This is a genomic window from SAR324 cluster bacterium, assembly GCA_015232315.1.
Lineage (GTDB): Bacteria > SAR324 > SAR324 > SAR324 > NAC60-12 > JADFZZ01.
This window is the reverse complement of the sequence record JADFZZ010000011.1, coordinates 12,636-33,536: the sequence shown is the minus strand read 5'-3', so window position 1 is coordinate 33,536 and position 20,901 is coordinate 12,636. Positions and strand designations below refer to the sequence as shown.

The following is a 20,901-nucleotide window of genomic DNA, read 5'->3' as shown; positions in this document are numbered from 1 at the left end:
TGATACCCCTATTTAAGAATCATGCATCAATCCTCATATTCTTTCCATGATTTCTCCATAATTTCTCCACATTCTGCATGTAACCTTGAATCATGGCAGGAACAACCTGGCATGTATTGATTACACAACAACTCTCGGAGGTCTTATGAAAAAATTAACCAAATGGATGGGAATTATGATGGTCGCAACCGGACTTGCGGCTGGAAGTGTCTGGGCCGTTGGACCTGACGACTGCCCTATGAATAATGATGGTCCACCCTGTATGGGAATGCAGCGTGGTATGCACGGCCAGCATTGGAAAGGCAAAAGAGGAATGAGAGGCCCCGGGATGGGAATGATGGGTGGTGGCATGCACTTGTTGTGGATGACAGAACATAACAATGTTGCCGCAAAAATTCTGGCAGGCATGATAGACAAACCGGAAGCCGAGATTCAGGAAAAACTGAAGGATTCTCCAATGCCTGAACTATTGGCTGAATACAAGGTGGATCACCTTGCGTTTCATACGGCCATGAGTACGGAATTGATCAAAATGATTGACAAAGCAGAAAAGGACGGTTCGATCACTGCGGCTCAAGCCACAGAAATCAAGGAACAGCACCAAAAATTCACTGAAAAAATGACCCAGCGCATGAGCAATTGTACACAAAAGTAAGTTTTCAGGGAACATCCGTAATCATTGGTGTTCCCTGGCATCATCAAGAAATGTGAACTATCAAATTTTTGAATAGAGATACACGATCCCCAAAGTCACGAAGCTCAACTGAATCCACGACTGCCACATCCGGAAAGACTCGTTGATTTTGAAGAGTTCCCACCAATGGCTATCTGATTGATTTCCCTGGATTGCGTCATTTGCCCACATTCGGGACAACTGATGGGGTCATCTTTTTGCGCCATGGAGCGCAGTTCGGTGAACACATTATCACACTCATTACATCGGTAATCATATAGGGGCATAGTCCTTCTCCAAGAATTGGTTACTGTAAATATTTTTAAATGGATATACAGATATTTGAATATGAGTTACTGATCAAGATTATTTAGTATGGTGTGCTTTTTTCAGTTCTATCGTTTTCAAGATAAATACCTTGGGGGGCTGTGTCAGCATCAATAGAAATTTTAATCAATTTGAATGGATTCCATGAACTGCATGAACACCGGTGGGGGAACATTTTTATAAATCATTTTCAGACCTGCGCGTTTCTTTTCTAGGACATAGACCACTTCAACCCCCAGAATCAACACGGGAAAATACGGATGTTGTAACGGAAGCTGGATTCGAAAGCGTTTTCCGATATCTATGGCAATGGCATCTTCAGGCAAAACAATACCGCCCCCACCCTGTGAAATATTCACCATGCTTACATCGGCAACACTGTTGGAAGTGCCTGTTAAACAGCATGTTATTTCACACAATTTCCGGTCATACAATCGTCTGCGTAATGAGGATTGAAGCATATAAAACTTTCAGATAATTTTATTAATCAATGGGATATTTTAGTTTTGGAGCAATCCAAAATCTGTTTCGGCTGATACCAGTGGCAAATTATTTTCCGCAGAGTAATCCAGATGATTCAGTATTCTCAAAATTCGAAATGATTCATGCGTATTAAAAATCTGCTTTACAGGATCACGTGATTCCCGGGGTAAAGCATTGTATCTATCCAAAAACGCCGCAAAAATATGCCGGGCCTGTGTTTCAGATAACAAAATGACCGCGGCCCGCTGAATCATGAACGAATCCGACAACAAGGCATCCATAAACCGTGACATCACAGCTTCCCTGTTTTCATTCCAATACAAAATAGACGCCTGAAGACTGATGCGATGATTCTCATGTTGAAGAAACGGTTCAATGATCTGGAAACCTTCCTTGAAGTTGGTCAAACCAATCGCTTCAATGGTATTGGCGGTAACACGACAATCAGAGTGTTCCAGAAAAGGGATCAGATGTTTATAATAGGGAGCTCCACCGAGCAGTCCAATGGTTTTTATCGCTTTTGACAGACAATGATTATCCGTTGCTGTCTGAATCCATGTCACCAGCGAAGGCACGGCTTCCACACAGAAATTTTTATCCAGAAGATTCAGGATTCTCATTCCTGTTTCCCTGTCACTATAAGGCAGCATATCCACCAATAGTGCTATTTCTGTTGGAACCGTAAGCAGATTACATACGTCGAGAAACTGTTTCTGGTGTTCCTGATTTTTTTTGGGAAACTCTGCAATGACATCCGGCAAGGCAAGTTGCCCCCGCAATCTGAAAATTGGTAATGGCGTGTCTTTTCCTTTAACCATTACAGGCACTTTTTGCTGACAGTCAAAACCACCCACAATTTTTTCATACACCGATTCACCGATCAGAATTTCAGAAGGCTCAGCATGGGTTTCCAGTCTGGATGCGATATTCACGCTGTTGCCAATAACAGTGTAGTCGAGTCGGTCTTTGGAACCAATGTTCCCACACAGGGCAACGCCTGAATTAATGCCAATGGACATTTTTAGCTGATACGGGGAAAACTCAGGACTTGCTGTCAGTTTTTGGACACAATCCATCATTTCCAGCGCCGTCATACAGGCCCTGACATGGTGATCTTCCTGCGGACTCAGCGGAGAATTAAACACGACCATCACACAGTCACCGATAAACTTATCCAAAGTTCCTTCATACTTGAATACAATATCCACCAAATGAGAAAAATAGGTGTTGATCACATTCACCAGTGTTGTGGGAGAAAGGGTTTCGGCCAATTTTGTGAAGCCGCAGACATCCGCGAATAAAACGGTCACATCAGCCTCCTGCCCGCCAAGATTCACAGGTCTGCGATCATAAATCGCATTGGCCATGACCTCCGGTGACATATATCTGGCAAACAGGGATTGGGCTTCAGACATTTCGATGCGTTCCGCAATGGCATCATTTTCCAGTTCATTGATGTACCACAGCAAATGCACGAGGTGGTTGTATGCCGGGGTTCCTTTTTGAAGTTTGGGTGGCATCAGGGCTTCGTGCGCATCATGAGTTCTTAACGCCTCAAATACAAAAACAAACAACACCCCCAAAACATGATCATTGAACACGATCGGATATGCCAGCACACCGCCATTCAACATAGGCAATTGCTGAATACCTATTTCTTTGCGGGTATAACAGTTTTCTGCCATTTCTATAATCAGATCCAATCCGGTTTCCTTATGCAAGGCTTCAGAAACAGGCCATGACATCAACGGTAACCAGAATTGGGACGAATAATCTTTCAGAATGATAGCCACTTCATCCACTTCCAGAACAGGCACAATGTGACTCAACAATTCTGAAAGAAATGGGATCAGGTGGGGATTTTCATCTTCAACTCTGTCCAGAATCAGAGTGAAATCCAGCATTTTATACAGATAATCCTGCTCCTGATGCTGTGAATCAAACAGATTATTAGCGGTTCTTGGAAATTTTTTTTCTGGCATAAGGATCATTTTAATGGGAGATCAGGAATGAATTGCATACTTATGGTCCCTAAATATACAAATATGAACTGGATGTCCAGAGGTCAATGTTGAATTACAGAAAAATCAATTTAACTTTGTTGAACGCCGGTGTCACCATGAAGATGAATCCGCTTTACGAATGCGTGTTAATGATTCATACAAATAGTTGAACATCCTCTATTCGTGGATTGCGGATGAAACAGAACAGACCGCTTTGGATAATGTTGCAGAATCAGGAGAAATACTTATGAAAGCAGTTGTCTACACCCAATACGGCCCACCCGATGTGCTTGAACTCCAAGAGATGGAAAAACCCATTCCCCTGGATGATGAAGTCATCATCAAGATACACGCCACCACGGTCAACCGCACCGATTACGCGACTGTTGGCGGGATACCCTTTTTCGCCAGGATCGTCACAGGATTGTTGAAACCCAAAAAAATAATCCCCGGAACTGAATTTGCCGGTGTCGTGGAAGAAACTGGAAAAAAGGTGACATCCCTGAAAATCGGAGACAAAGTTTTCGGGTTTGATGACCAGGGCTCAGGCTCTCATGCCCAGTACATAGCCATACCGGAAAACAAAGCGTTTATAGTTCCTGCCAACATAACTTTTGAGCAGGCCGCGGCCAGTCTTGAGGGAGCGCATTACGCCTATAATTTCATCAATAAAGTTGATTTGAACAGCGGGCAGAAAGTGCTTGTCAATGGTGCGACCGGAGCGATCGGTTCAGCCGCAGTGCAACTGCTCAAATATTTTGGCGCGGAGGTGACCGCCGTGTGCAACACGAAAAATGTTGAATTGATAAAGTCCTTAGGTGCCAGCCAGATCATTGATTATACCAAAGAAGATTTCACAAAAATTGAGCAAAAATATGATTATGTGTTCGACACGGTGGGTAAAAGCTCATTTTTCAAATGCCGACATCTCCTTCAACCCGGAGGCGCATATATTTCTTCCGATCTGGGTTACATGTCTCAAAATATCTTTTTGCCAATGATCACACCGATCATAAAACCACTGATTGGCAACAAAAAAACCATATTTCCCATGCCTGTAGATCTGCGGGGAAGCATCCTGTTGCTTCAGAAACTGCTGGAAGAAGGAAAATTCAAGCCTGTGATTGATCGAACATATCCGCTGGAACAGATTATCGAGGCGTATCGGTATGTGGGAACAGGTGAAAAAACCGGAAATGTAGTCATCACGCTGAAAGGATCATTATGAAAGCAATTGTCTACACCCAATATGGATTACACGAAGAGCTTAAACTGGAAAATATTGAAAAGCCGACACCCAAAGATGAGGAAGTTTTAATAAAAGTATATGCGGTTTCCATCAATGACTGGGACTGGCAACTTCTCCAGGGGATTCCGTTTGTCAACCGCGTTGAGAACGGTTTTCGCGAACCCAAGAAAATTAAAATACTCGGCTCTGACATAGCCGGACGCATTGAAGCGGTGGGCAAAAAAGTAAAACAGTTCAAAGTTGGCGATGAAGTGTATGGGGATCTTAGCGGAAACTGGGGTGGTTTTGCTGAGTATGTCTGTGCTCGTGAAACAGCCTTGGCACTGAAACCGGCCAGCATGACCTTCGAGGAAGCCGCGGCAATTCCGCAGGCCGCAATGCTGGCAGTTCAGGGGTTGCTGGATAAGGGGAATCTTCAACAAGGACAAAAAATCCTGATCAATGGTGCCGGTGGCGGTGTCGGAACCTTTGGCGTGCAGCTTGCCAAATTGTTCGGGGCTGAGGTGACAGGCGTGGACAGCGCCGAGAAACTGGACATGATGCGTTCCATGGGGTTTGACCATGTCATTGATTATAAAAAAGAAGATTTTACCCGGAACGGGCAGTGTTATGACCTGATTCTTGACAACAAGATGAATCGTTCTCTTTCCGAATATCTGCGCGCTTTGAGTCCCAATGGAATTTATGTTGTAGCTGGAGGCGATACAGCAAAAATTTTCCAGGTTTTTCTGCTAGGGCCGCTGATTTCACTGTTCAGTAAAAAGCGCATGTGTGTTGTTATTTTGAAGCCAAACAAGGATTTGGCTTATATGAATGACCTTTTCGAAGCCGGTAAGGTCAAACCTGTGATCGACGAGAAGTCCTATACTTTAAGTGATGTGCCTGAAGCATTCCGGTATTATGGCGAAGGCCAGCACAAAGGAAAAGTTGTCATCACTGTGGCCCCTCACAACCAGAACTGACGTGTATTTGTATTGAAGGGAGTACCTGAATGGGAAAACTAAATGAAGTGGATGATATACAGAGTCAGATCACCGGATTGATTGAAAAAGGACGGTTTTTCCAGGCCTGTGAAATGGCACGAACCGCACTGGAACGCTATCCGAATCATATCTGGTTCAAACTGTTGATGGCCCGGACATTGATTCTGACCGGTGCGACAAATCAGGCAAGGGAAATTCTGGAACCCCTCTTACCAACGGATGAATGCAAAGATTCCCGCAGCGGTGAAGAAACGGCCGGACTGCTGGGACGGGCGTATAAGGATTTATGGCATCGGACGGGGAACCCTGTTTGGGCAACACGAGCACGTGAAGCGTATACGCGGGGCTATCAGATCACAGCCGGATTATGGCCCGGCATCAATGCCTCCACGATGGCATTTTTAACAGGTGAACCGGATGAGGCGCGCCGAATGGCTACTGAACTGGTCCAAACCTGCCAGACTCTCCTGGAGTCCCATAAAAATGACCCCTTGTACTGGATTTATGCAACTATGGGCGAAGCCTGCCTGATTCTGGGTGAGCGGGATAAAGCCATTCAAGCCTATCACAACGCAGTGGACCATGCGGATGGTGTCGCCTCACGGATTGTTTCATCACGGCGACAACTGTTTCTTCTGCAAAAGGAAGGGATCCTGGTGCCGGACATTCTTTTCAATATTCTGACGCCAGCCACTGTGATGCAGTTCACCGGTCATATGCTTGACCGTCCCGGTCGCAAGGCTCCACGTTTTCCTGCGGAACTTGAAGCTCAGGTGACACGGAAAATCCAGTCGTTTTTAGATGGCTTCCATTCAGTGATTGGATACTGTTCAGCCGCCTGCGGATCGGATATTCTGTTTGCCGAAGCCATGCTGGCCCGTGGTTGGGAAGTCAATATCATGTTGCCCTTTGCCATTGAAGATTTTATTCATACCAGTGTGGCCTATGCGGGTGCCGATTGGGTAACACGTTTTCGCTCGGTTCTCGACCGGGCCGCGTCCATTCGATTTTTAACCGAAGAACCTTTTCTGGGGGATGAAATCCTGTTTAATTTTGCGGGAAAATTGTTTCATGGTTTTGCGAACCTGAGAGCCGATAGTCTGGTTGTCAAACCGCACCTGCTGACGGTCTGGGATGGTGTAAAAACCGCTTTTGTTGGCGGAACAGCGGATATCATTAACGGCTGGTCGAAGCAAGACCACGTGCATGTGATCCGAATTGATGAACTGCTAAAATCCCATAAGCCAATCACGACACAATCTGATTCTGTTATTGTGGAATCCAACCGTCCGGAAAGTCCGAAAACCACTGAAGATGACCAGCTCTGCCGCCGAATCATCAAGACGCTTTTGTTTGCCGATATTGTGGGCTACAGCAAACTCAGGGAACAGGACACGCCACAGTTTATTTTTAAGTTTCTGGAAAAAATCGCCAATGATCTTAAACGTCTTGAAGAACAACCCTCCTTTCTGAACACCTGGGGCGATGCCATTTTCGCTGTTATGGATACCGCAGAATCGCTGGCACATTATGCGACAGCACTGAATGAATCTGTGTGCAACACCGATTGGTCCGCATACGGAATGCCGACAAATATGAATATCCGGATTGCTCTGCATGTGGGACCAGTTTTTAAAGGGTGGGATCCCCTCATCGGCCGGACCAATTATTATGGTGCGCATGTAAATCGGGTTGCCCGGATCGAAGCGGTCACAGCTCCGGGCCTGATCTATGTGAGCGAACAATTCGCGGCTTTGCTGAGTGTCGAACAGGAATGCTCTGAAAAATTTATCTGTGATTATGTGGGACAGACAGAACTAGCCAAAAATTTTGGCAGTCACGTGATATACAGTCTAAGGCGTGTTAAGCAAAGTGGAAATGCCTGAAGGAGGGGTTTATTGCATTTCCCTGATTTTTACCCGAACCGCGGTTTGCATGGAGAGGTAGCCTGTGAGAATGCCATCTTCATAATTGAACATCGCATCCTTGTAAATGGCGGGGATATCCTGGGGGTTACGGATGTCTTCAGGCGTAAGTCTCGGATCAATCTGGTTTGCGACTTTCAGGACCTTCTTTTTCTGAAATTCGACCATTTCTTCAATGACAGCTTCAATAGCAACAATCACATCCTGCATTATTTTTCCTCGTTAACCCGCAGCATACTGCGAAGTTTGATGATGGTTTTTGTACGAATCTGGGAAACTCTGGATTCTGATACACCAAGAATTTCACCAATTTCCTTGAGGTTCATTTCTTCATCATAATACAGGGACAAAATCATCTGTTCCTGTTCCGGTAATTCCTTGATGGCATCCACCAGATTTCCCCTGAATTCTCTCAGCGACAGATCCTGGAATGGATCATCGGTATTGGTGTCTTCCAGAATATCCAGAATGTTGTGTTCATCGTCGTCACCGCCTCCGAAATCCTCAAACGACATGATGGAAACAGGCCGTGCCTTGGCCAGAAAATCATGGTAATCGCTGAGAGACATGTTCAGATGTTTGGCAGTTTCCTGATCAGAGGGTTGCCGTTGTAGTTTAGCGGTCAATTGCGAATGGGCTTCTTCCAGTTGATGTGCTGCGGACCGAACTGAACGGGGCACCCAGTCCATTGCTCGAAGTTCATCCAGAATCGCCCCCTTGATGCGAAATTCCGCATAGGTGTTGAACTGAACATCTTTTTCAGAATCAAATTTATTGATTGCGTCCATGAGTCCGAAAAAGCCTGCCTGATACAAATCATCCTGCTCAATGCCCGGAGGCAATCGTGCCGCCATGTAGCCAACCACACGTTTGATCAGGTGCGCGTGTTCCAGCGCCATATCTTCCCGGTTTTTCTGTGCTTTTTGTGCATAGGGATTAGGTTTCACAGCCCTCCATAGCCTTTTTTAAGGAATCAGATTGCATTCTGACTATTTGTTTCTTTTCCACTGCAAAAAGCGGTCCCAAAATTTACCAGAATTTTCCTGTTCCAGTTGAACGCCCGCAATCCCGCGGTCATAGTTGTTTTCAATCTGTTTGGCCAATGCCATCAGACACTTGCTGGCCGGTGCGTTTGGAAAAATTTCCAGCAGTGGTTTCTGCATGCGTACCGCTTTGATCAGTGTTGGATCTCTGATCACAAACCCGGCATAATGCAGTTGAACGTTCAAAAAATCATGTGTTACTTTTTGCAGGCGTTCATACACCATCCGTGCTTCTGCCTGAGACTGAACGGAATTGGCCACCAGATGGAATTTCCGTACATTATATTTCGTCGCCAGCACTTTCATCAGCGAATACGCATCGGTCATCGAAGTCGGTTCCGGAGTTGCCACGAGGAGAATATCGTTGGCTGTCGCATTGAATCTTAAAACATTTGAAGCGATTCCCGCACCGGTGTCGATCAGCAAATAATCCAGAGTATGCTCAATTTGTCCCAGTTTTTTAAACAGATACATCTGCTCATCACGGTTCAACTCTGCCAGATCGCTGATGCCTGAACTGGAAGGTAGAATCTTGATGTGGTTCGGACCCTCCAGAATGATGTCATTGATGTCTTTTTCTCCAGAAAGCACATGCTCGATGGTATATCGAGGACTGATGTTGAGCAGCACATCCACATTTGCCAAACCCAGATCCGCGTCAAACAGCAACACTTTTTTCCCCAGGTTGGACAACGCATAGGCCAGATTGATGGCAATATTGGTTTTGCCGACGCCACCCTTGCCACTGGTCACGCTCATAACACGGATATTTTGCGATGGTGCCGCACGACCGTTGTTATTCACAATTTGTCTTAAGGTACTGGCTTGATCAAAACTCATGGAATCCATGTGGGAATATGATTTTTTTAGGGCGACCGGCGGGTCGCCCCTACGATTTCCATTATGAATATGATTTTTTTAGAGCGATCGTATTTTCCGGTTGTAGGGGCGACCGGCGGGTCGCCCCACGATTTCCGTTATGGAAATATGTTTTTTTTAGGGCGATCGTATTTTCCTGTGTAGGGGCGACCGGCGGGTCGCCCCTACGATTTCGCTGTTTGCGGCCTATGAATTAATTGCCTGAAATATTGAGCAGTAAATCCACCAGACGTTCCTTGGTGGCCACTTCAATATCTTCCGGCACCTTTTGCCCTGTCGTTAAAAACGCAATCGGTTTTTTGAAGCGAATCACATGGTTGAACAGACACCCATAGGTCGTCCCTTCATCCAGTTTGGTGAAAATCACACTGCTCAAGGGGATTTCCCCAAATTTCCGGGTGATTTCGTTCATTTCAAAATCTTTGGTTGTGGAACTGAGTACCAGAATATTTTCAACGCGGTCCCGCCCGTCAAAGAGGTCTTTCAATTCATACATCTGGGCTTCATCACGCTGTGAACGCCCGCCAGTATCCACAATGATCACATCATAATCAGCGAATTCGGCAATGGCCCTGTCGAGTTCAGCTTTTCCTGACACAACACTGAGAGGCGCATTGATGATTTTGGCATAGGTCCGGAGTTGTTCCACCGCAGCAATTCTGAAGGTATCGACCGTGATGAGCGCGACTTTGCGTTTGTAGCGCAACATCTGTTCTGAAGCGATTTTCGCGGTGGTGGTGGTTTTCCCGACACCTGTTGGCCCGACCAACGCGACTATTTTCTGGCGCGACGCAATCCGTTCAATCCCGTTGGTGGTTTTGATGATTTTCATCAGCATCCGGGCCAGGAAAATTTTGACATAGGAAAAGTTCTGCAAATCTTCCTGAGAAATACTTTTCTGGCTTTCCATCACCAGACGACGCGCGAATTTTTCTTCCATGCCGTTGAACGTCATCTGTTGATACAGCACCAGCAGGTTTTCCGGCAGGTCCAGATCAGACATGGACTGGTTTCTGACAGCCATGGTGTGCAACAGATGTTTCATTTCCGCGAGTTCACCCCGTAACTGAGACACTGACTGCACCTCTGAAACAGTGGGGCGCTTTCCCAGATTCTGCACCAGATCTCTCAATTCATGAATTTCCTGCTGGATCGGCAAAAGCATACGCCGGGTTTCCTGTAATTGCGACACAGCGGGTATAGGCGGCGGTTCCGGAGAAAGATTGGCCGATGATGTGGGAGAATATGTTCCCAAGGGAGTTTTGGTGACAGGTGCCTCTTTCCTGGTTGGAGGCGGTGGCGCAGGTTTTTCATCACGTGCCGCGGTGACTTCCAGCATCGTTTTGCCAAACAAACCAAACGCGCCTTTGCCATCTCGCACCTGTCTGGTCGAAACGATGATAGCGTCAGGCCCTAAATCTTTTTTGATTTGTTGCAGGGCTTCCTGAATATTATTAACACGATAGCGTTTGAGATTCATTGTCACACTTCAGAATGAAAGATGCCTGTTTCCGGAACGATCACACCGGAAGCGTATCCCGGGAAATTTATTCGACGATTCCCAGTTGTTCGATACGCACATCGTTGGTCACTTCATTGTGCGACAGCACTACCAGGTTGGGAATGAACCGTTCAGTCAGTCGTTTAAGATGAGGCCTTATCAGCGGTGAGCACAACAGCAGAGGCTGATAGTTCTGCATGGCAAACGCTTCAGTGAGGCTCTCAATATTATTGATAATCGTCTGAGCCAGCGATGGATCGAGACCAAGATAAGTTCCATGACCTGTATCCTGAATGGCTCCTGCGACTTGATTTTCCAGTTCGGCACTCATGGTGATGAGCGGTAAAATTCCATCAGCGGTTTGATACTGTCGAGTGATCGTTCGTGACATCGCCTGCCTGACATATTCCGTTAACAGGTCGGCGTCCTTGGTGATGGTCGCTGTATCAGCCAGTGTTTCCAGAATGGTATGTAGATCCCGGATCGAGACCTGTTCCTTGAGCAAATTCTGAAAAACTTTCTGTACGGTTCCCAGTGACAGCAAGTTTGGTACCAATTCTTCCACAACCTTGGGTTCATTTTTCGCAAAGTTGTCCAGAAGCCTTTGTGCTTCCTGCCTTCCCAGAAATTCAAATGCATGGCGTTTGAGGATTTCAGTCAGGTGTGTGGCCAATACCGTGGGAATATCTACCACGGTGTAGCCGGAAAACTGAGCGCGTTCTTCATCCTCGGCACCAATCCAGATGGCCGGCAATCCAAACGCTGGTTCCACGGTATCAATGCCTGACATTTCTTCATCCACATCGCCTGTTTTCATAGCCAGGAAATAACCCACCATCAATTCACTGCGGGCAATTTCAATGCCTTTGATGGTCATGGAATACTCACCGGGAGCCAGTTCCAGATTATCCTTGATATGCAAGGGCGGAACAATAAAGCCCAGGTCAGTCGCCATTTGACGGCGGATGGCCTTGATGCGCTTGAGCAGTTCGCCATCCTGTTCCTCATCCACCAGCGGAATCAGGCCATAACCCAGCTCCAGCCCCAGAATGTCGATCGGCAACAGGGACTCAATATCTTCTGGCTCGGCTTCCACACGTTCTTGTTCCTGTGCTTCTTCAGCGGCGTGAAGCTGTGCCATTTCCTGTGCTTTGCCTGATTTGGCAAAATAGGCGATAGAGCCTGTTACAGCAGACAGCATCAAAAATGGCATAGTGGGAAGTCCGGGAATCAAGCCGAACATGACCAGCACTGCGGAAACCAGAAACATTGCCTGAACATTGCCAAAAACCTGCCCTTTCAAGTCCAATGAAAGTTTGTTTTCGGCTGAAGCCTTGGTCACAGCAATACCAGCCGCCACTGAAATGATCAGGGCCGGGATTTGAGAGACGAGTCCATCACCGATAGTCAAAATGGAATAAGTTTTAAAGGCATCGCCTGCGGGCATGTCATACTGGGTGACCCCCACCAGAATTCCACCGACAATATTGATGGCACTGATGATCAAGCCCGCAATGGCATCACCTCGTACAAATTTACTGGCACCATCCATGGATCCATAAAAATCAGCCTCTCGCTGAATCGTAGTCCTTCGTTCTTTAGCCTGGGATTCGTTGATCAGCCCGGCATTTAAATCCGCGTCAATCGCCATCTGTTTTCCCGGCATGGCATCCAGCGTAAATCTGGCGGCCACTTCGGCAATACGGCCGGCACCCTTGGTGATGACGACAAAGTTGATCAACACCAGAATCAGAAAGAGAATGATACCGACAATCTGGTTTCCACCAATCACAAACTCACCGAAGGACTTGATCACCGATCCCGCGGCATCAGGGCCTTTGTTACCATTGAGCAGAATCAGACGGGTGGAAGCCACGTTCAGCGACAGACGAAACAGGGTGGAAATCAGCAGGACACTGGGAAATGAAGAAAAATCCAGAGCTTTTGTGGTATAAAGTGACACAAACAGAATCAAGACTCCCAGCGAAATACTCATCGCCAGGAACATATCCAGCAGAATATCCGGCATTGGCAGAACCATGATCAGCAAAATACCGATCACGCCACCTGCCAGGAACAAATCTGAGGTTCCCCCTGATTTTTTCACAATAGTTCCAGCGTCTGTGGCCATAATTTTCTCAAATTAATATGAATTGATTGCTGTTGTTACCGGCTCCATCGCATCCAGACGGCTTACTTTTTTTTCCGGAGCTTGTAAACATAAGCCAGAACTTCAGCCACTGCTTTATAAAATTGGTCAGGAATGGCTTGTCCCATTTCTACTGAGCCATACAAATCTCGTGCAAGTTGAGGTCTTTCGAGAATAGGAACTTCATTTTCCCTGGCAATAGTCCTCATTCTCAATGCGATAAAGTCAACGCCCTTGGCAATGACTTCGGGGGCGATCATGATTTCACGGTCATAACGGATCGCCACGGCATAGTGTGTCGGATTCACAATAATGGCATCCGCCTTTGGTACTTCCTGCATCATGCGGGCATTGGACATTTCACGCTGGATCTGGCGGATTTTGGATTTTAGTTGAGGATCCCCCTCCTGTTGCTTCATTTCTTCTTTGACTTCCTGCTTGGTCATTTTCAGTTTTTGTTCAAGGTCCCAGCGCTGATAAAAAAAATCCAGCACTGCCAATACCACCAGTGCCAGTACAATTTTTCCCGCAACCGCGAAAATTGCGGAAATATTGTACTTCATAATTTCCGGAAATGACAGGGTCGACAAACTGGTCAATTGTGGAATTTCTTCTTCGAATGTAACAAAACCGATATAACCGATCACCAACAGTTTAAACAGACTTTTCAGAAATTCAGCAAACGCCTGCATGGAAAACAGCCGTTTGAATCCTGAAAGCGGACTGATCTTGGAAAATTTGGGTTCCAGCGTCTGTAGCGAAATATTTAAGCCGACTTGCAGCACTGACGACATGATGCCCACCACAATCACCATGAGCGCAAAAGGAATCAAGGGCAATGACACACTGATAGCGGTATCGATAAAAAATTTATAGAGGGAAGAAATTGTGAAATCAGGCATATTGATGTGGGAAAAAATTTCTTGAAACAGCATCATGTTTTTTTCAGCGATGTTGTCTCCCAGCATGAAAAAAATCATCAGCGCCCCGGCCAGCAATGCCGCTGACGGCACTTCCTTGCTGAAAGACACCTGACCTTCATTGCGCGCGTCGTCTCTTCGTTTATCAGACGGGGACTCCGTTTTCTCATCCTGATCGGCCATAAACACTCATTCAGTTATCACATCGAAAAAAACGGAATGCCCATAAATCCGCATTCCGGATCACCTGAATATGTTTTACCAGTCAATGCTGAGCATGAAAACATAAAACTTAAAATTATGCCTGGCGTTAAGGAACGGCAAAAGAATAACATAGGGCACGAGCAAACTTTTACAACTTATTCTTTTACCATTCCTAAGCTTCCACAAAACTTGATATTGACTGGATAACTAGGGCGTAGTATGAATTGAGTTATACTCTTCAATACTTCACCTTTTTATCAAAAGGTATCATGAAAACAGCAATTTCAATTCCAGATCCAATTTTTGAATCAGCAGAGCAATTAGCAAAAAGAATGGGAATCTCACGTAGTGAGTTATATGCAAAAGCAGTACTTGTTTTTGTTGGCCAACACAGTGAGGAAGATATCACAAATAAACTAAATGAAATTTATTCAGTAGAACCATCATCCCTTCCTCATGCAGACATTGAAATACAATTGGCTTCAATTGATGAGGAAAGATGGTAGTTAATCGAGGAGAGGTTTGGTGGGCTACATTGCCAATTCCTCAAGGCTCAGAACCCGGATATAAAAGGCCATTGATCATTATTCAGTCTGATGCTTTTAACAAAAGTCGAATCAACACAATAATTGCAGTTGTTCTGACTTCAAATATTGGACTTTCACAGGCTCCAGGCAATGTATTCCTGAAAGCAAAGCAAACGGGATTACCCAAAGATTCTGTTGCTAATGTATCTCAAATTCTAACAGTGGATAAATCGTTTTTATCAGAGAAAATAGGAAGATTATCAAAAACCAATATGCAACATATTGACGATGGTTTGAAAACGGTACTGTCTCTATAATTCTATTGTTGACTTTGCATAAAAAGCCTTACTTCACACTTCAATTGCAAGCAACTTGAAAATTCATTCTGTTTCTGTTTTTTTATTTAACTTTTGGCAGACAGTTCCGCCTGAAGCATACAGGAATACTGAATTCCATTCATGTTCTGGCCCTATGACGCACAGAATCGATAAAAGACATCCATTCAAGGAAAATTATGCAAATTTCAAAAAACTCTGTAGTTTCCATCAACTACACACTGACCAACAATGAAGGTGAAGTTCTGGATACTTCAGAGGGGCATGGACCTCTGTTTTATCTTCATGGAAACGGAAATCTGATCCCGGGACTGGAAAAAGAACTGGAAGGTAAAGTCGTTGGAAATTCGTTCAAGGTGAGCGTTCCTCCTGAAGAGGCTTATGGGCTTCATGATGAAGAACAAGTGCAGATTGTACCACGCGCCGCGTTTCGTGGTGTCAAACAGGTTGAACCCGGCATGCAGTTTCAGGTTGAAACAGAAGAGGGTGGCCAACAAGTCATCACAGTCACAGACGTTGATGGCGATGACATTACCGTCGACAGCAATCATCCGCTGGCTGGTCAAACCCTGAATTTTGATGTCACCATCATGGAGATTCGGGAAGCCTCTGCCGAAGAACTGCATCATGGCCATGTCCATGGACCAGGTGGACACCATCATTAATGAGCATTACCAGGCTGAACTCCGGCCTGGTTGCCTTCAACCCTGATTTTTTCAACTCACCGGAGACTCATGGTGAGTTTCCTGTAGCTCATTCCATTTAAAATCGCCTGATTTCCCCCCTGTTTTTTCAAGTAACCGGATCGATTCAATCACGATGCGTTTCGATACGGATTTACACATGTCATACAGTGTCAATGCAGCCACAGACGCACCGGTCAAGGCTTCCATTTCCACGCCGGTTGGACCGGTCGTTTTGACTGTGACCTGAATCACCGCACGAAGATTATTCAGCGTAATATCGACTGACGCATTTGACAGCGAAAGAGGATGACACATGGGGATCAGCTCAGAAGTGCGCTTGGCTCCCTGAATCCCGGCAATCACGGCGGTTTGAATCACAGGCCCCTTGGATGTCGCACCTGTTTCCTGAAGAAGGTTGAACAACTCTTCGCCCAGAAAAACCTGTGCTTCAGCCACTGCGGTGCGGTGCGTGACCTGTTTGGCGGAAATATCCACCATTCGGGGATGACGAGTGTTTTGATCAAGATGTGTGAATTCTGACATAATCAGGGGCCTGTGCTCAAATTTTCTTTTTGTTGTTCCAGCCAATCTCCCAGAAACAACTGATGGGCGTCTTCCAGCGCATAACGTTTGTCAAGAATCAGTCCTTGAAGAAACGGATTCAGCAAAATCAGAAAATGTTCTTTCCAGGCTGGTGTCGGGTGGAGTTCAACATTCCATTCCAGATTGCCCACACCGATCTGACGATTGAAATAAAGATGCTCGGTCTGAAATCCCGACGCAATCACTGCCATTGAAATTTTTGAGGCACGATAATCAAACGGAATCACAAACTGACCCGCTGAACCGGGAAACACAAGTTTGGCGCGGGGAGTAAACACCGGGGGTTCATCCTGCATTTGAACAAACTGGGAATAGTATTGCTGCACCAGAATGAAGCTTCCGGGGATTGGCTGCTGATTGGGCTGGTGGACGCTACCACGGATTTCAGTGGTGGTCCACCCCCATTGATGGTTGATATTTGAGGGATAGCACCCGACGGTTGCTATGATCAGAACCGTCAGGATACTCCATAACAGGACGGAATTATTTGGTTTCACCGTTGTCCTTAGCGGGTTTCTTTTTGGGTGCCGCAACTTTTTTCGCTACTTTGGGCGCAGTCGTCTTGGTTGGGGCAACTTTGGGCGCCGCACTCCTTGGAGCTTCGGCCTTTGGCACTTCATTTTTCTGTTCTGCGACCTTTGGTGCGGCAGCCTTTCGTTTTTCAATGGCAAGATCACGAACCCGGGCAATGTCTTCGTCCGAGTAAACGCCATTGACCCCTGAAATCGCCGCGAGCTTCATGCCGTGCTTGATTCCCAGTTTATAAATTTCCCGGACTTTTTCCCATTCAATGTTACGACCCAGAGTGAAGTTTTCAAACCGTCCTTCGAGGGCCAGCACAATGGTTTCCGCCAGACAGGCATAGGCCACTTTTTTGGGAAGTCCGATATTTTTCATATGCACATCACCCGGCAGTTCAATCTCACCGGATTCAATGACCAGCACATCTGGACGTTTGGCGACTTCTTCCGGGGGAAGATCCAGTGGACGAGCCACATCGGTGATCACACAACCCGGTTTAACCTTCATGATGTCAAGAATCTTTTTCCCTGCGCCTGAAGTCGCGGTCACAATCATATCCATGTCTTCCAGATCCTTGCCGGCAAAAGACGACAGATGAATGATCAACTCCGGATCTTCCATCAGGATGGAATCTTTCAAGGCCAGCAGTTTTCCAGTTTCAGGGGACACCATGTGCAATTCGCCAATGACCTTTGCCAGCAGACGGGCACACACTGAACCAATCGCGCCGGTTGCGCCAACCACCATTGCTTTTCCTTTGATGCGCTTGCCTTCTTCCAATTGAACCAGCCCCATGCGCCGTACCGCGTCAGCGGCGGCCCAGATTGCGCCCGAGGCGCTGTAGCTGTTTCCGGTAGTGATCGGCAGCGGAGCACGTTTGGCCACGGTGATTCCCGCATCACCCACCACTTTGGTGAAGGCCCCCAGACCCATGATCTGTGCCCCGAGTTTCTTGGCCATTTTTGCGGCGGCAAGCAAACGGCGATAGGTGAATTCAGGACTGTGCGACATGATTTCTTTTGGTGTTCCGCCGACAGAAATCAGCCAGCCTTCTGCTTCCGCGCCGGTGGGAGACCGAATGCCTTTGACTTCTGAATAAATAAACGGAGGCGCATAGGCCATGGCTTTTTCCAGCGCATTCATGACGGCGTTGGAGGGCAGTTTGGATAAAATTTCCACAGGTTTTACTTTTTTGAAATATTCCTGTGACAACGGATGAATTACAAACGCAAACCGGCTGAATCGTCGTTTTTCACCAGAAGGATAAAGAATTCTGGGTTCCAGTTCATGATGGGTTGAGAGTATTTCGAGATAGTTATCATTGGTGATGGCCTCCGGGCCTTTATCCAGAGCGGCGATAATCACCGCATCCAGCACATTCAGTCCCACCGTTTTTCCATCAAACACTTGAGGCGATCCGTCAATCACCATGTTAACGCCCTGCGCGCCCAGAAAACGGAGTCGTTCCTCTGAAACCGTGGAAGTCAGGATCGTTTTGCCTGCCAGTTCTTCCAGACCATATTTTTCAATCTGATTGAATGGGGCCACCACGACAGAGGCTTTCTGCATGGCTTTTCTAAGGATAAATTTATTCCATTTCTGAAGGGGAACCATAGACGGCACAATATCTTTGCTGGGTGCGTGTTTCGTCCATGAGTCACTTCCCCTCGCATACAATTCCAGTGCATGCATATTGGTGATCAATTTCGGAATCCCCATTTGCAGGATCGGATCAGCAAACGAAATATTTTCTGTGAATTCTGACAGAACCGTCGCAACTTTGTAATTGGTCATTCCAGAAAGAATCAGGACGCGCGCATTGTTGAAATAGCCACCAAGCCGGGCCTGAACATCCCGCAATACCCATTCCTGAACGATGGTTCGCAGATTGGCGCCTGTTGTGACAGGAATCTTGGTTACCAGCTTTTCCAGGTGTTCAGTGGGTTTCTGAATATATTTTTTGGTTCCCACGATATTATGGTCCCGAACCATGCCCAGACCAATAACATCCGCTTCATGTTGCCATTTTAAAATCAGTTCTTCCGCTTTTTTCTCATCATTGTTGGTTCCAAAGCGTTTGATATTGAATTTCTGTCCCAGAAACTCGGTATCAAATTCATAATTTTCGCGGCTTGGCCCAAGACTGATACTGACAATTCGTTTCATAATTCTCCCCTCAAAATTTGTTGAGTTAAATATTTCTTAAAAAATCGAAAGCGTCATCCTCTTCTGGCAACATGCTTTCGTTACAATTAGGACAAGGAAACCCCGGTGGCAGGTCTTCAAGATCCAGTTCATCCGTTTCCAGCAGCTTTAAATCATACTCTTCACATTCTTCACACATGAAGTTGACGTAGAACGACGTGACATCCACATCCTTGACCATCATGGGAACCATGTTGCACTGCTCCAGAAAAGCTTCTGAACATTCACGATATTCAATGAATTTACCGATGGACCGCAGTTTTTTAATGGAATCAATCCACACCTTGACTCCGGTGGAACTCATCGCCGAAATATCCTTCAGATTGAGTGTGAGGTATTTCTGCGTACTTTCAAAAAGAAGAGAAAGATCCATATTGGGCGTGATTGCGCCTGACAACAGATATTCTTCTCCAGCATCAACAATTTTTAATATCATGGCAGCCTCTTTTTAGGGTCGGACTTATATGAGAATAACTTCAGGCTCCAGGAATGATCGCACCCGACCACAAGATAAATCTCCCTGAATAAAATAAAAGTGTCTCACTCATGTGATGTGGTTAACGAGCAGACAGATAATATTCAAGTACGAAAACAAATTTTTATAATTTTTCTTTGAAAATATCTTCGGCAGTTCTAGAAATATGGGCTGAAAAATAGTGTTTCAGAAAAATAAATCAGCATCCTTCAAGAAGGCACGATCATCTTTTCGGTCATGGTTTTGTACTGTAGGGGCAGACCTGTGTGTCTGCCCGGAAGTTGGGCGAACACACAGGTTCGCTCCTACGTTTTGGTACGCCCAGCATGGGCGCGTTCTAATGGGATGCAAGTCTCCTGTGGGAAAGCCGCTGGCTTTCTTTATCTATGGTTTCAATATTGTGGCACCGCCGCGACAGCAGGCGGCAAACAGAGAAAACAAACCGAAACCTAAGGGCAATGAATGTCATAACCACTAGCGAAAGGCAAGGGCCAATCGGCGAGGAACGGTATGAAGGAAGCCCGGAGCAAATCGACGAATCAACGGACAGGATCCTCATAAAAGGCTCACTTCTCCGGGACGAGGTAGCCAAGCATGTCAAAGCCCTGCGGCTTACGAGATAGAGTAAATGAGGCGGTTGTGTCGAGACAGAGCTCGTCCTTATCTGGGGAGATCTGTTCAATATGCGGCAGAATGCTTCTTTGTATTTTGTAGCGCTTGATGAAGCAATTCATCGGGTGATTGAGCAGAAGTCAGCACATGCCGTAGTAGTCGAACGCTCGCGGTAATGCGTAAGACATGGCGAAGGGCCTGACATCTTAGAATAAGGAGGAGTCCTGACTAACTCGACTTCCGTGTTCACCCCGACCGGGCATGTGAGATGCGGCGTTAGGCAGAAAACCGGCCTTGGAAGTTTCACTGTACCGAGAGACTTTTTTAAAAGACCCGATGAACCGACACGTGCGGACCGGCATGCGAGGTGGTGGTGCGACACGAGGTCGCTTTATTAATTGTTAGGCATAGGTTTTCAAATCTGTGACCTAACCCATGATTCCGTTCATGGTAGCCTATTGACACATGCGTCAGTAGTAATTCTTGGGTGTGAAGCTGTCAAAACAATGAATCCCTTATCCACATAACGGGTAGGAGGTTTTTCCGCGAGGAAAAAACCAACTCTGCCAGCATCAGGCGGATCAGGAGCCAGGCTAA

Annotated in this window: 19 protein-coding genes and 1 pseudogene; 7 read left to right on the top strand and 13 right to left on the bottom strand. The window is 46.2% G+C overall.

The window, feature by feature from the left end; genetic code table 11:
* The first annotated feature begins 145 nt into the window (after nt 1–145).
* Nucleotides 146–655 (top strand): hypothetical protein, encoded by a 510-nt coding sequence (locus HQM11_09745; GenBank protein ID MBF0351305.1) that lies wholly within the window; start codon nt 146–148, stop codon nt 653–655.
* Nucleotides 656–759: 104 nt separating this feature from the next.
* Here the strand turns inward: HQM11_09745 and HQM11_09740 are convergent, their stop codons facing one another.
* From HQM11_09740 to HQM11_09730, 3 genes are all read right to left on the bottom strand, one after another.
* On the bottom strand, nt 760–960 hold the full coding sequence (locus tag HQM11_09740) for a zinc ribbon domain-containing protein (protein ID MBF0351304.1): 201 nt from the start codon (nt 958–960) through the stop codon (nt 760–762).
* 162 nt (nt 961–1,122) lie between these two features.
* Nucleotides 1,123–1,461: a PilZ domain-containing protein gene (locus tag HQM11_09735; protein ID MBF0351303.1), complete on the bottom strand. Its 339-nt coding sequence runs from the start codon at nt 1,459–1,461 to the stop codon at nt 1,123–1,125.
* 39 nt (nt 1,462–1,500) lie between these two features.
* Nucleotides 1,501–3,465, bottom strand: a complete 1,965-nt coding sequence (locus HQM11_09730; protein MBF0351302.1) for an adenylate/guanylate cyclase domain-containing protein — start codon at nt 3,463–3,465, stop codon at nt 1,501–1,503.
* 268 nt (nt 3,466–3,733) lie between these two features.
* On the opposite strand from HQM11_09730, the gene HQM11_09725 reads away from it, so the two are divergent.
* Genes HQM11_09725 through HQM11_09715 form a run of 3 tightly spaced genes read left to right on the top strand, consistent with a single transcriptional unit; the run spans nt 3,734 to nt 7,604 of the window.
* Nucleotides 3,734–4,714 carry an NAD(P)-dependent alcohol dehydrogenase gene (locus HQM11_09725; protein ID MBF0351301.1) on the top strand — a complete coding sequence of 327 codons (981 nt, stop codon included), beginning with the start codon at nt 3,734–3,736 and terminating at the stop codon, nt 4,712–4,714.
* Nucleotides 4,711–5,697 (top strand): NAD(P)-dependent alcohol dehydrogenase, encoded by a 987-nt coding sequence (locus HQM11_09720; GenBank protein ID MBF0351300.1) that lies wholly within the window; start codon nt 4,711–4,713, stop codon nt 5,695–5,697. Before HQM11_09725 ends, HQM11_09720 begins: the two co-directional genes overlap by 4 nt.
* A gap of 29 nt (nt 5,698–5,726) precedes the next feature.
* A complete protein-coding gene (locus HQM11_09715) occupies nt 5,727–7,604 on the top strand; it encodes a DUF4071 domain-containing protein (protein ID MBF0351299.1) in 1,878 nt (625 codons plus the stop codon).
* A 9-nt stretch (nt 7,605–7,613) separates the two neighbouring features.
* Here HQM11_09715 and HQM11_09710 read toward each other — a convergent pair whose 3' ends face one another.
* From HQM11_09710 to flhB, 6 genes are all read right to left on the bottom strand, one after another.
* On the bottom strand, nt 7,614–7,856 hold the full coding sequence (locus HQM11_09710) for a hypothetical protein (GenBank protein ID MBF0351298.1): 243 nt from the start codon (nt 7,854–7,856) through the stop codon (nt 7,614–7,616).
* On the bottom strand, nt 7,853–8,590 hold the full coding sequence (locus tag HQM11_09705) for a FliA/WhiG family RNA polymerase sigma factor (protein ID MBF0351297.1): 738 nt from the start codon (nt 8,588–8,590) through the stop codon (nt 7,853–7,855). The genes HQM11_09710 and HQM11_09705 overlap by 4 nt, the downstream gene beginning before the upstream one ends.
* A 42-nt stretch (nt 8,591–8,632) precedes the next feature.
* The gene (locus tag HQM11_09700; protein ID MBF0351296.1) at nt 8,633–9,526 is read right to left on the bottom strand and encodes a MinD/ParA family protein; all 894 of its coding nucleotides are present in this window, start codon (nt 9,524–9,526) and stop codon (nt 8,633–8,635) included.
* A 232-nt stretch (nt 9,527–9,758) separates the two neighbouring features.
* The gene (flhF, locus tag HQM11_09695) at nt 9,759–11,045 is read right to left on the bottom strand and encodes a flagellar biosynthesis protein FlhF (protein ID MBF0351295.1); all 1,287 of its coding nucleotides are present in this window, start codon (nt 11,043–11,045) and stop codon (nt 9,759–9,761) included.
* A 67-nt stretch (nt 11,046–11,112) separates the two neighbouring features.
* Nucleotides 11,113–13,197 (bottom strand): flagellar biosynthesis protein FlhA, encoded by a 2,085-nt coding sequence (gene flhA / locus HQM11_09690; protein ID MBF0351294.1) that lies wholly within the window; start codon nt 13,195–13,197, stop codon nt 11,113–11,115.
* A gap of 62 nt (nt 13,198–13,259) precedes the next feature.
* Nucleotides 13,260–14,318: a flagellar biosynthesis protein FlhB gene (flhB, locus tag HQM11_09685; protein MBF0351293.1), complete on the bottom strand. Its 1,059-nt coding sequence runs from the start codon at nt 14,316–14,318 to the stop codon at nt 13,260–13,262.
* 290 nt (nt 14,319–14,608) lie between these two features.
* Here flhB and HQM11_09680 point away from each other — a divergent pair, with 290 nt between their 5' ends.
* The 3 genes from HQM11_09680 (at nt 14,609) to HQM11_09670 (ending at nt 15,866) form a co-directional block, all read left to right on the top strand.
* Nucleotides 14,609–14,845: a hypothetical protein gene (locus tag HQM11_09680; GenBank protein ID MBF0351292.1), complete on the top strand. Its 237-nt coding sequence runs from the start codon at nt 14,609–14,611 to the stop codon at nt 14,843–14,845.
* The gene (locus HQM11_09675; GenBank protein MBF0351291.1) at nt 14,839–15,183 is read left to right on the top strand and encodes a type II toxin-antitoxin system PemK/MazF family toxin; all 345 of its coding nucleotides are present in this window, start codon (nt 14,839–14,841) and stop codon (nt 15,181–15,183) included. The genes HQM11_09680 and HQM11_09675 overlap by 7 nt, the downstream gene beginning before the upstream one ends.
* A 197-nt stretch (nt 15,184–15,380) precedes the next feature.
* A complete protein-coding gene (locus tag HQM11_09670) occupies nt 15,381–15,866 on the top strand; it encodes a peptidylprolyl isomerase (GenBank protein ID MBF0351290.1) in 486 nt (161 codons plus the stop codon).
* A gap of 51 nt (nt 15,867–15,917) precedes the next feature.
* On the opposite strand, the gene moaC is transcribed toward HQM11_09670, so the two are convergent.
* From moaC to HQM11_09650, 4 genes and pseudogenes are all read right to left on the bottom strand, one after another.
* Nucleotides 15,918–16,430, bottom strand: a complete 513-nt coding sequence (gene moaC / locus HQM11_09665) for a cyclic pyranopterin monophosphate synthase MoaC (GenBank protein ID MBF0351289.1) — start codon at nt 16,428–16,430, stop codon at nt 15,918–15,920.
* A gap of 2 nt (nt 16,431–16,432) precedes the next feature.
* Nucleotides 16,433–16,987 (bottom strand): hypothetical protein, encoded by a 555-nt coding sequence (locus HQM11_09660; GenBank protein MBF0351288.1) that lies wholly within the window; start codon nt 16,985–16,987, stop codon nt 16,433–16,435.
* 169 nt (nt 16,988–17,156) lie between these two features.
* Nucleotides 17,157–19,178, bottom strand: a pseudogene (locus HQM11_09655) (dehydrogenase).
* A 25-nt stretch (nt 19,179–19,203) separates the two neighbouring features.
* Nucleotides 19,204–19,653 (bottom strand): hypothetical protein, encoded by a 450-nt coding sequence (locus HQM11_09650; GenBank protein MBF0351287.1) that lies wholly within the window; start codon nt 19,651–19,653, stop codon nt 19,204–19,206.
* Nucleotides 19,654–20,901: the final 1,248 nt, after the last annotated feature.

Bases quoted from the DNA above. Each gene is read 5' to 3' on its own strand.
- HQM11_09680 (MBF0351292.1), top strand. From the start codon at position 14,609: ATGAAAACAGCAATTTCAATTCCAGATCCAATTTTTGAATCAGCAGAG.
- HQM11_09675 (MBF0351291.1), top strand. From the start codon at position 14,839: ATGGTAGTTAATCGAGGAGAGGTTTGGTGGGCTACATTGCCAATTCCT.
- HQM11_09740 (MBF0351304.1), bottom strand. From the start codon at position 960: ATGCCCCTATATGATTACCGATGTAATGAGTGTGATAATGTGTTCACC.
- HQM11_09715 (MBF0351299.1), top strand. From the start codon at position 5,727: ATGGGAAAACTAAATGAAGTGGATGATATACAGAGTCAGATCACCGGA.
- HQM11_09735 (MBF0351303.1), bottom strand. From the start codon at position 1,461: ATGCTTCAATCCTCATTACGCAGACGATTGTATGACCGGAAATTGTGT.
- HQM11_09670 (MBF0351290.1), top strand. From the start codon at position 15,381: ATGCAAATTTCAAAAAACTCTGTAGTTTCCATCAACTACACACTGACC.
- flhA (MBF0351294.1), bottom strand. From the start codon at position 13,197: ATGGCCACAGACGCTGGAACTATTGTGAAAAAATCAGGGGGAACCTCA.
- HQM11_09745 (MBF0351305.1), top strand. From the start codon at position 146: ATGAAAAAATTAACCAAATGGATGGGAATTATGATGGTCGCAACCGGA.
- HQM11_09720 (MBF0351300.1), top strand. From the start codon at position 4,711: ATGAAAGCAATTGTCTACACCCAATATGGATTACACGAAGAGCTTAAA.
- flhF (MBF0351295.1), bottom strand. From the start codon at position 11,045: ATGAATCTCAAACGCTATCGTGTTAATAATATTCAGGAAGCCCTGCAA.
- HQM11_09700 (MBF0351296.1), bottom strand. From the start codon at position 9,526: ATGAGTTTTGATCAAGCCAGTACCTTAAGACAAATTGTGAATAACAAC.
- HQM11_09650 (MBF0351287.1), bottom strand. From the start codon at position 19,653: ATGATATTAAAAATTGTTGATGCTGGAGAAGAATATCTGTTGTCAGGC.
- HQM11_09730 (MBF0351302.1), bottom strand. From the start codon at position 3,465: ATGCCAGAAAAAAAATTTCCAAGAACCGCTAATAATCTGTTTGATTCA.
- flhB (MBF0351293.1), bottom strand. From the start codon at position 14,318: ATGGCCGATCAGGATGAGAAAACGGAGTCCCCGTCTGATAAACGAAGA.
- moaC (MBF0351289.1), bottom strand. From the start codon at position 16,430: ATGTCAGAATTCACACATCTTGATCAAAACACTCGTCATCCCCGAATG.
- HQM11_09725 (MBF0351301.1), top strand. From the start codon at position 3,734: ATGAAAGCAGTTGTCTACACCCAATACGGCCCACCCGATGTGCTTGAA.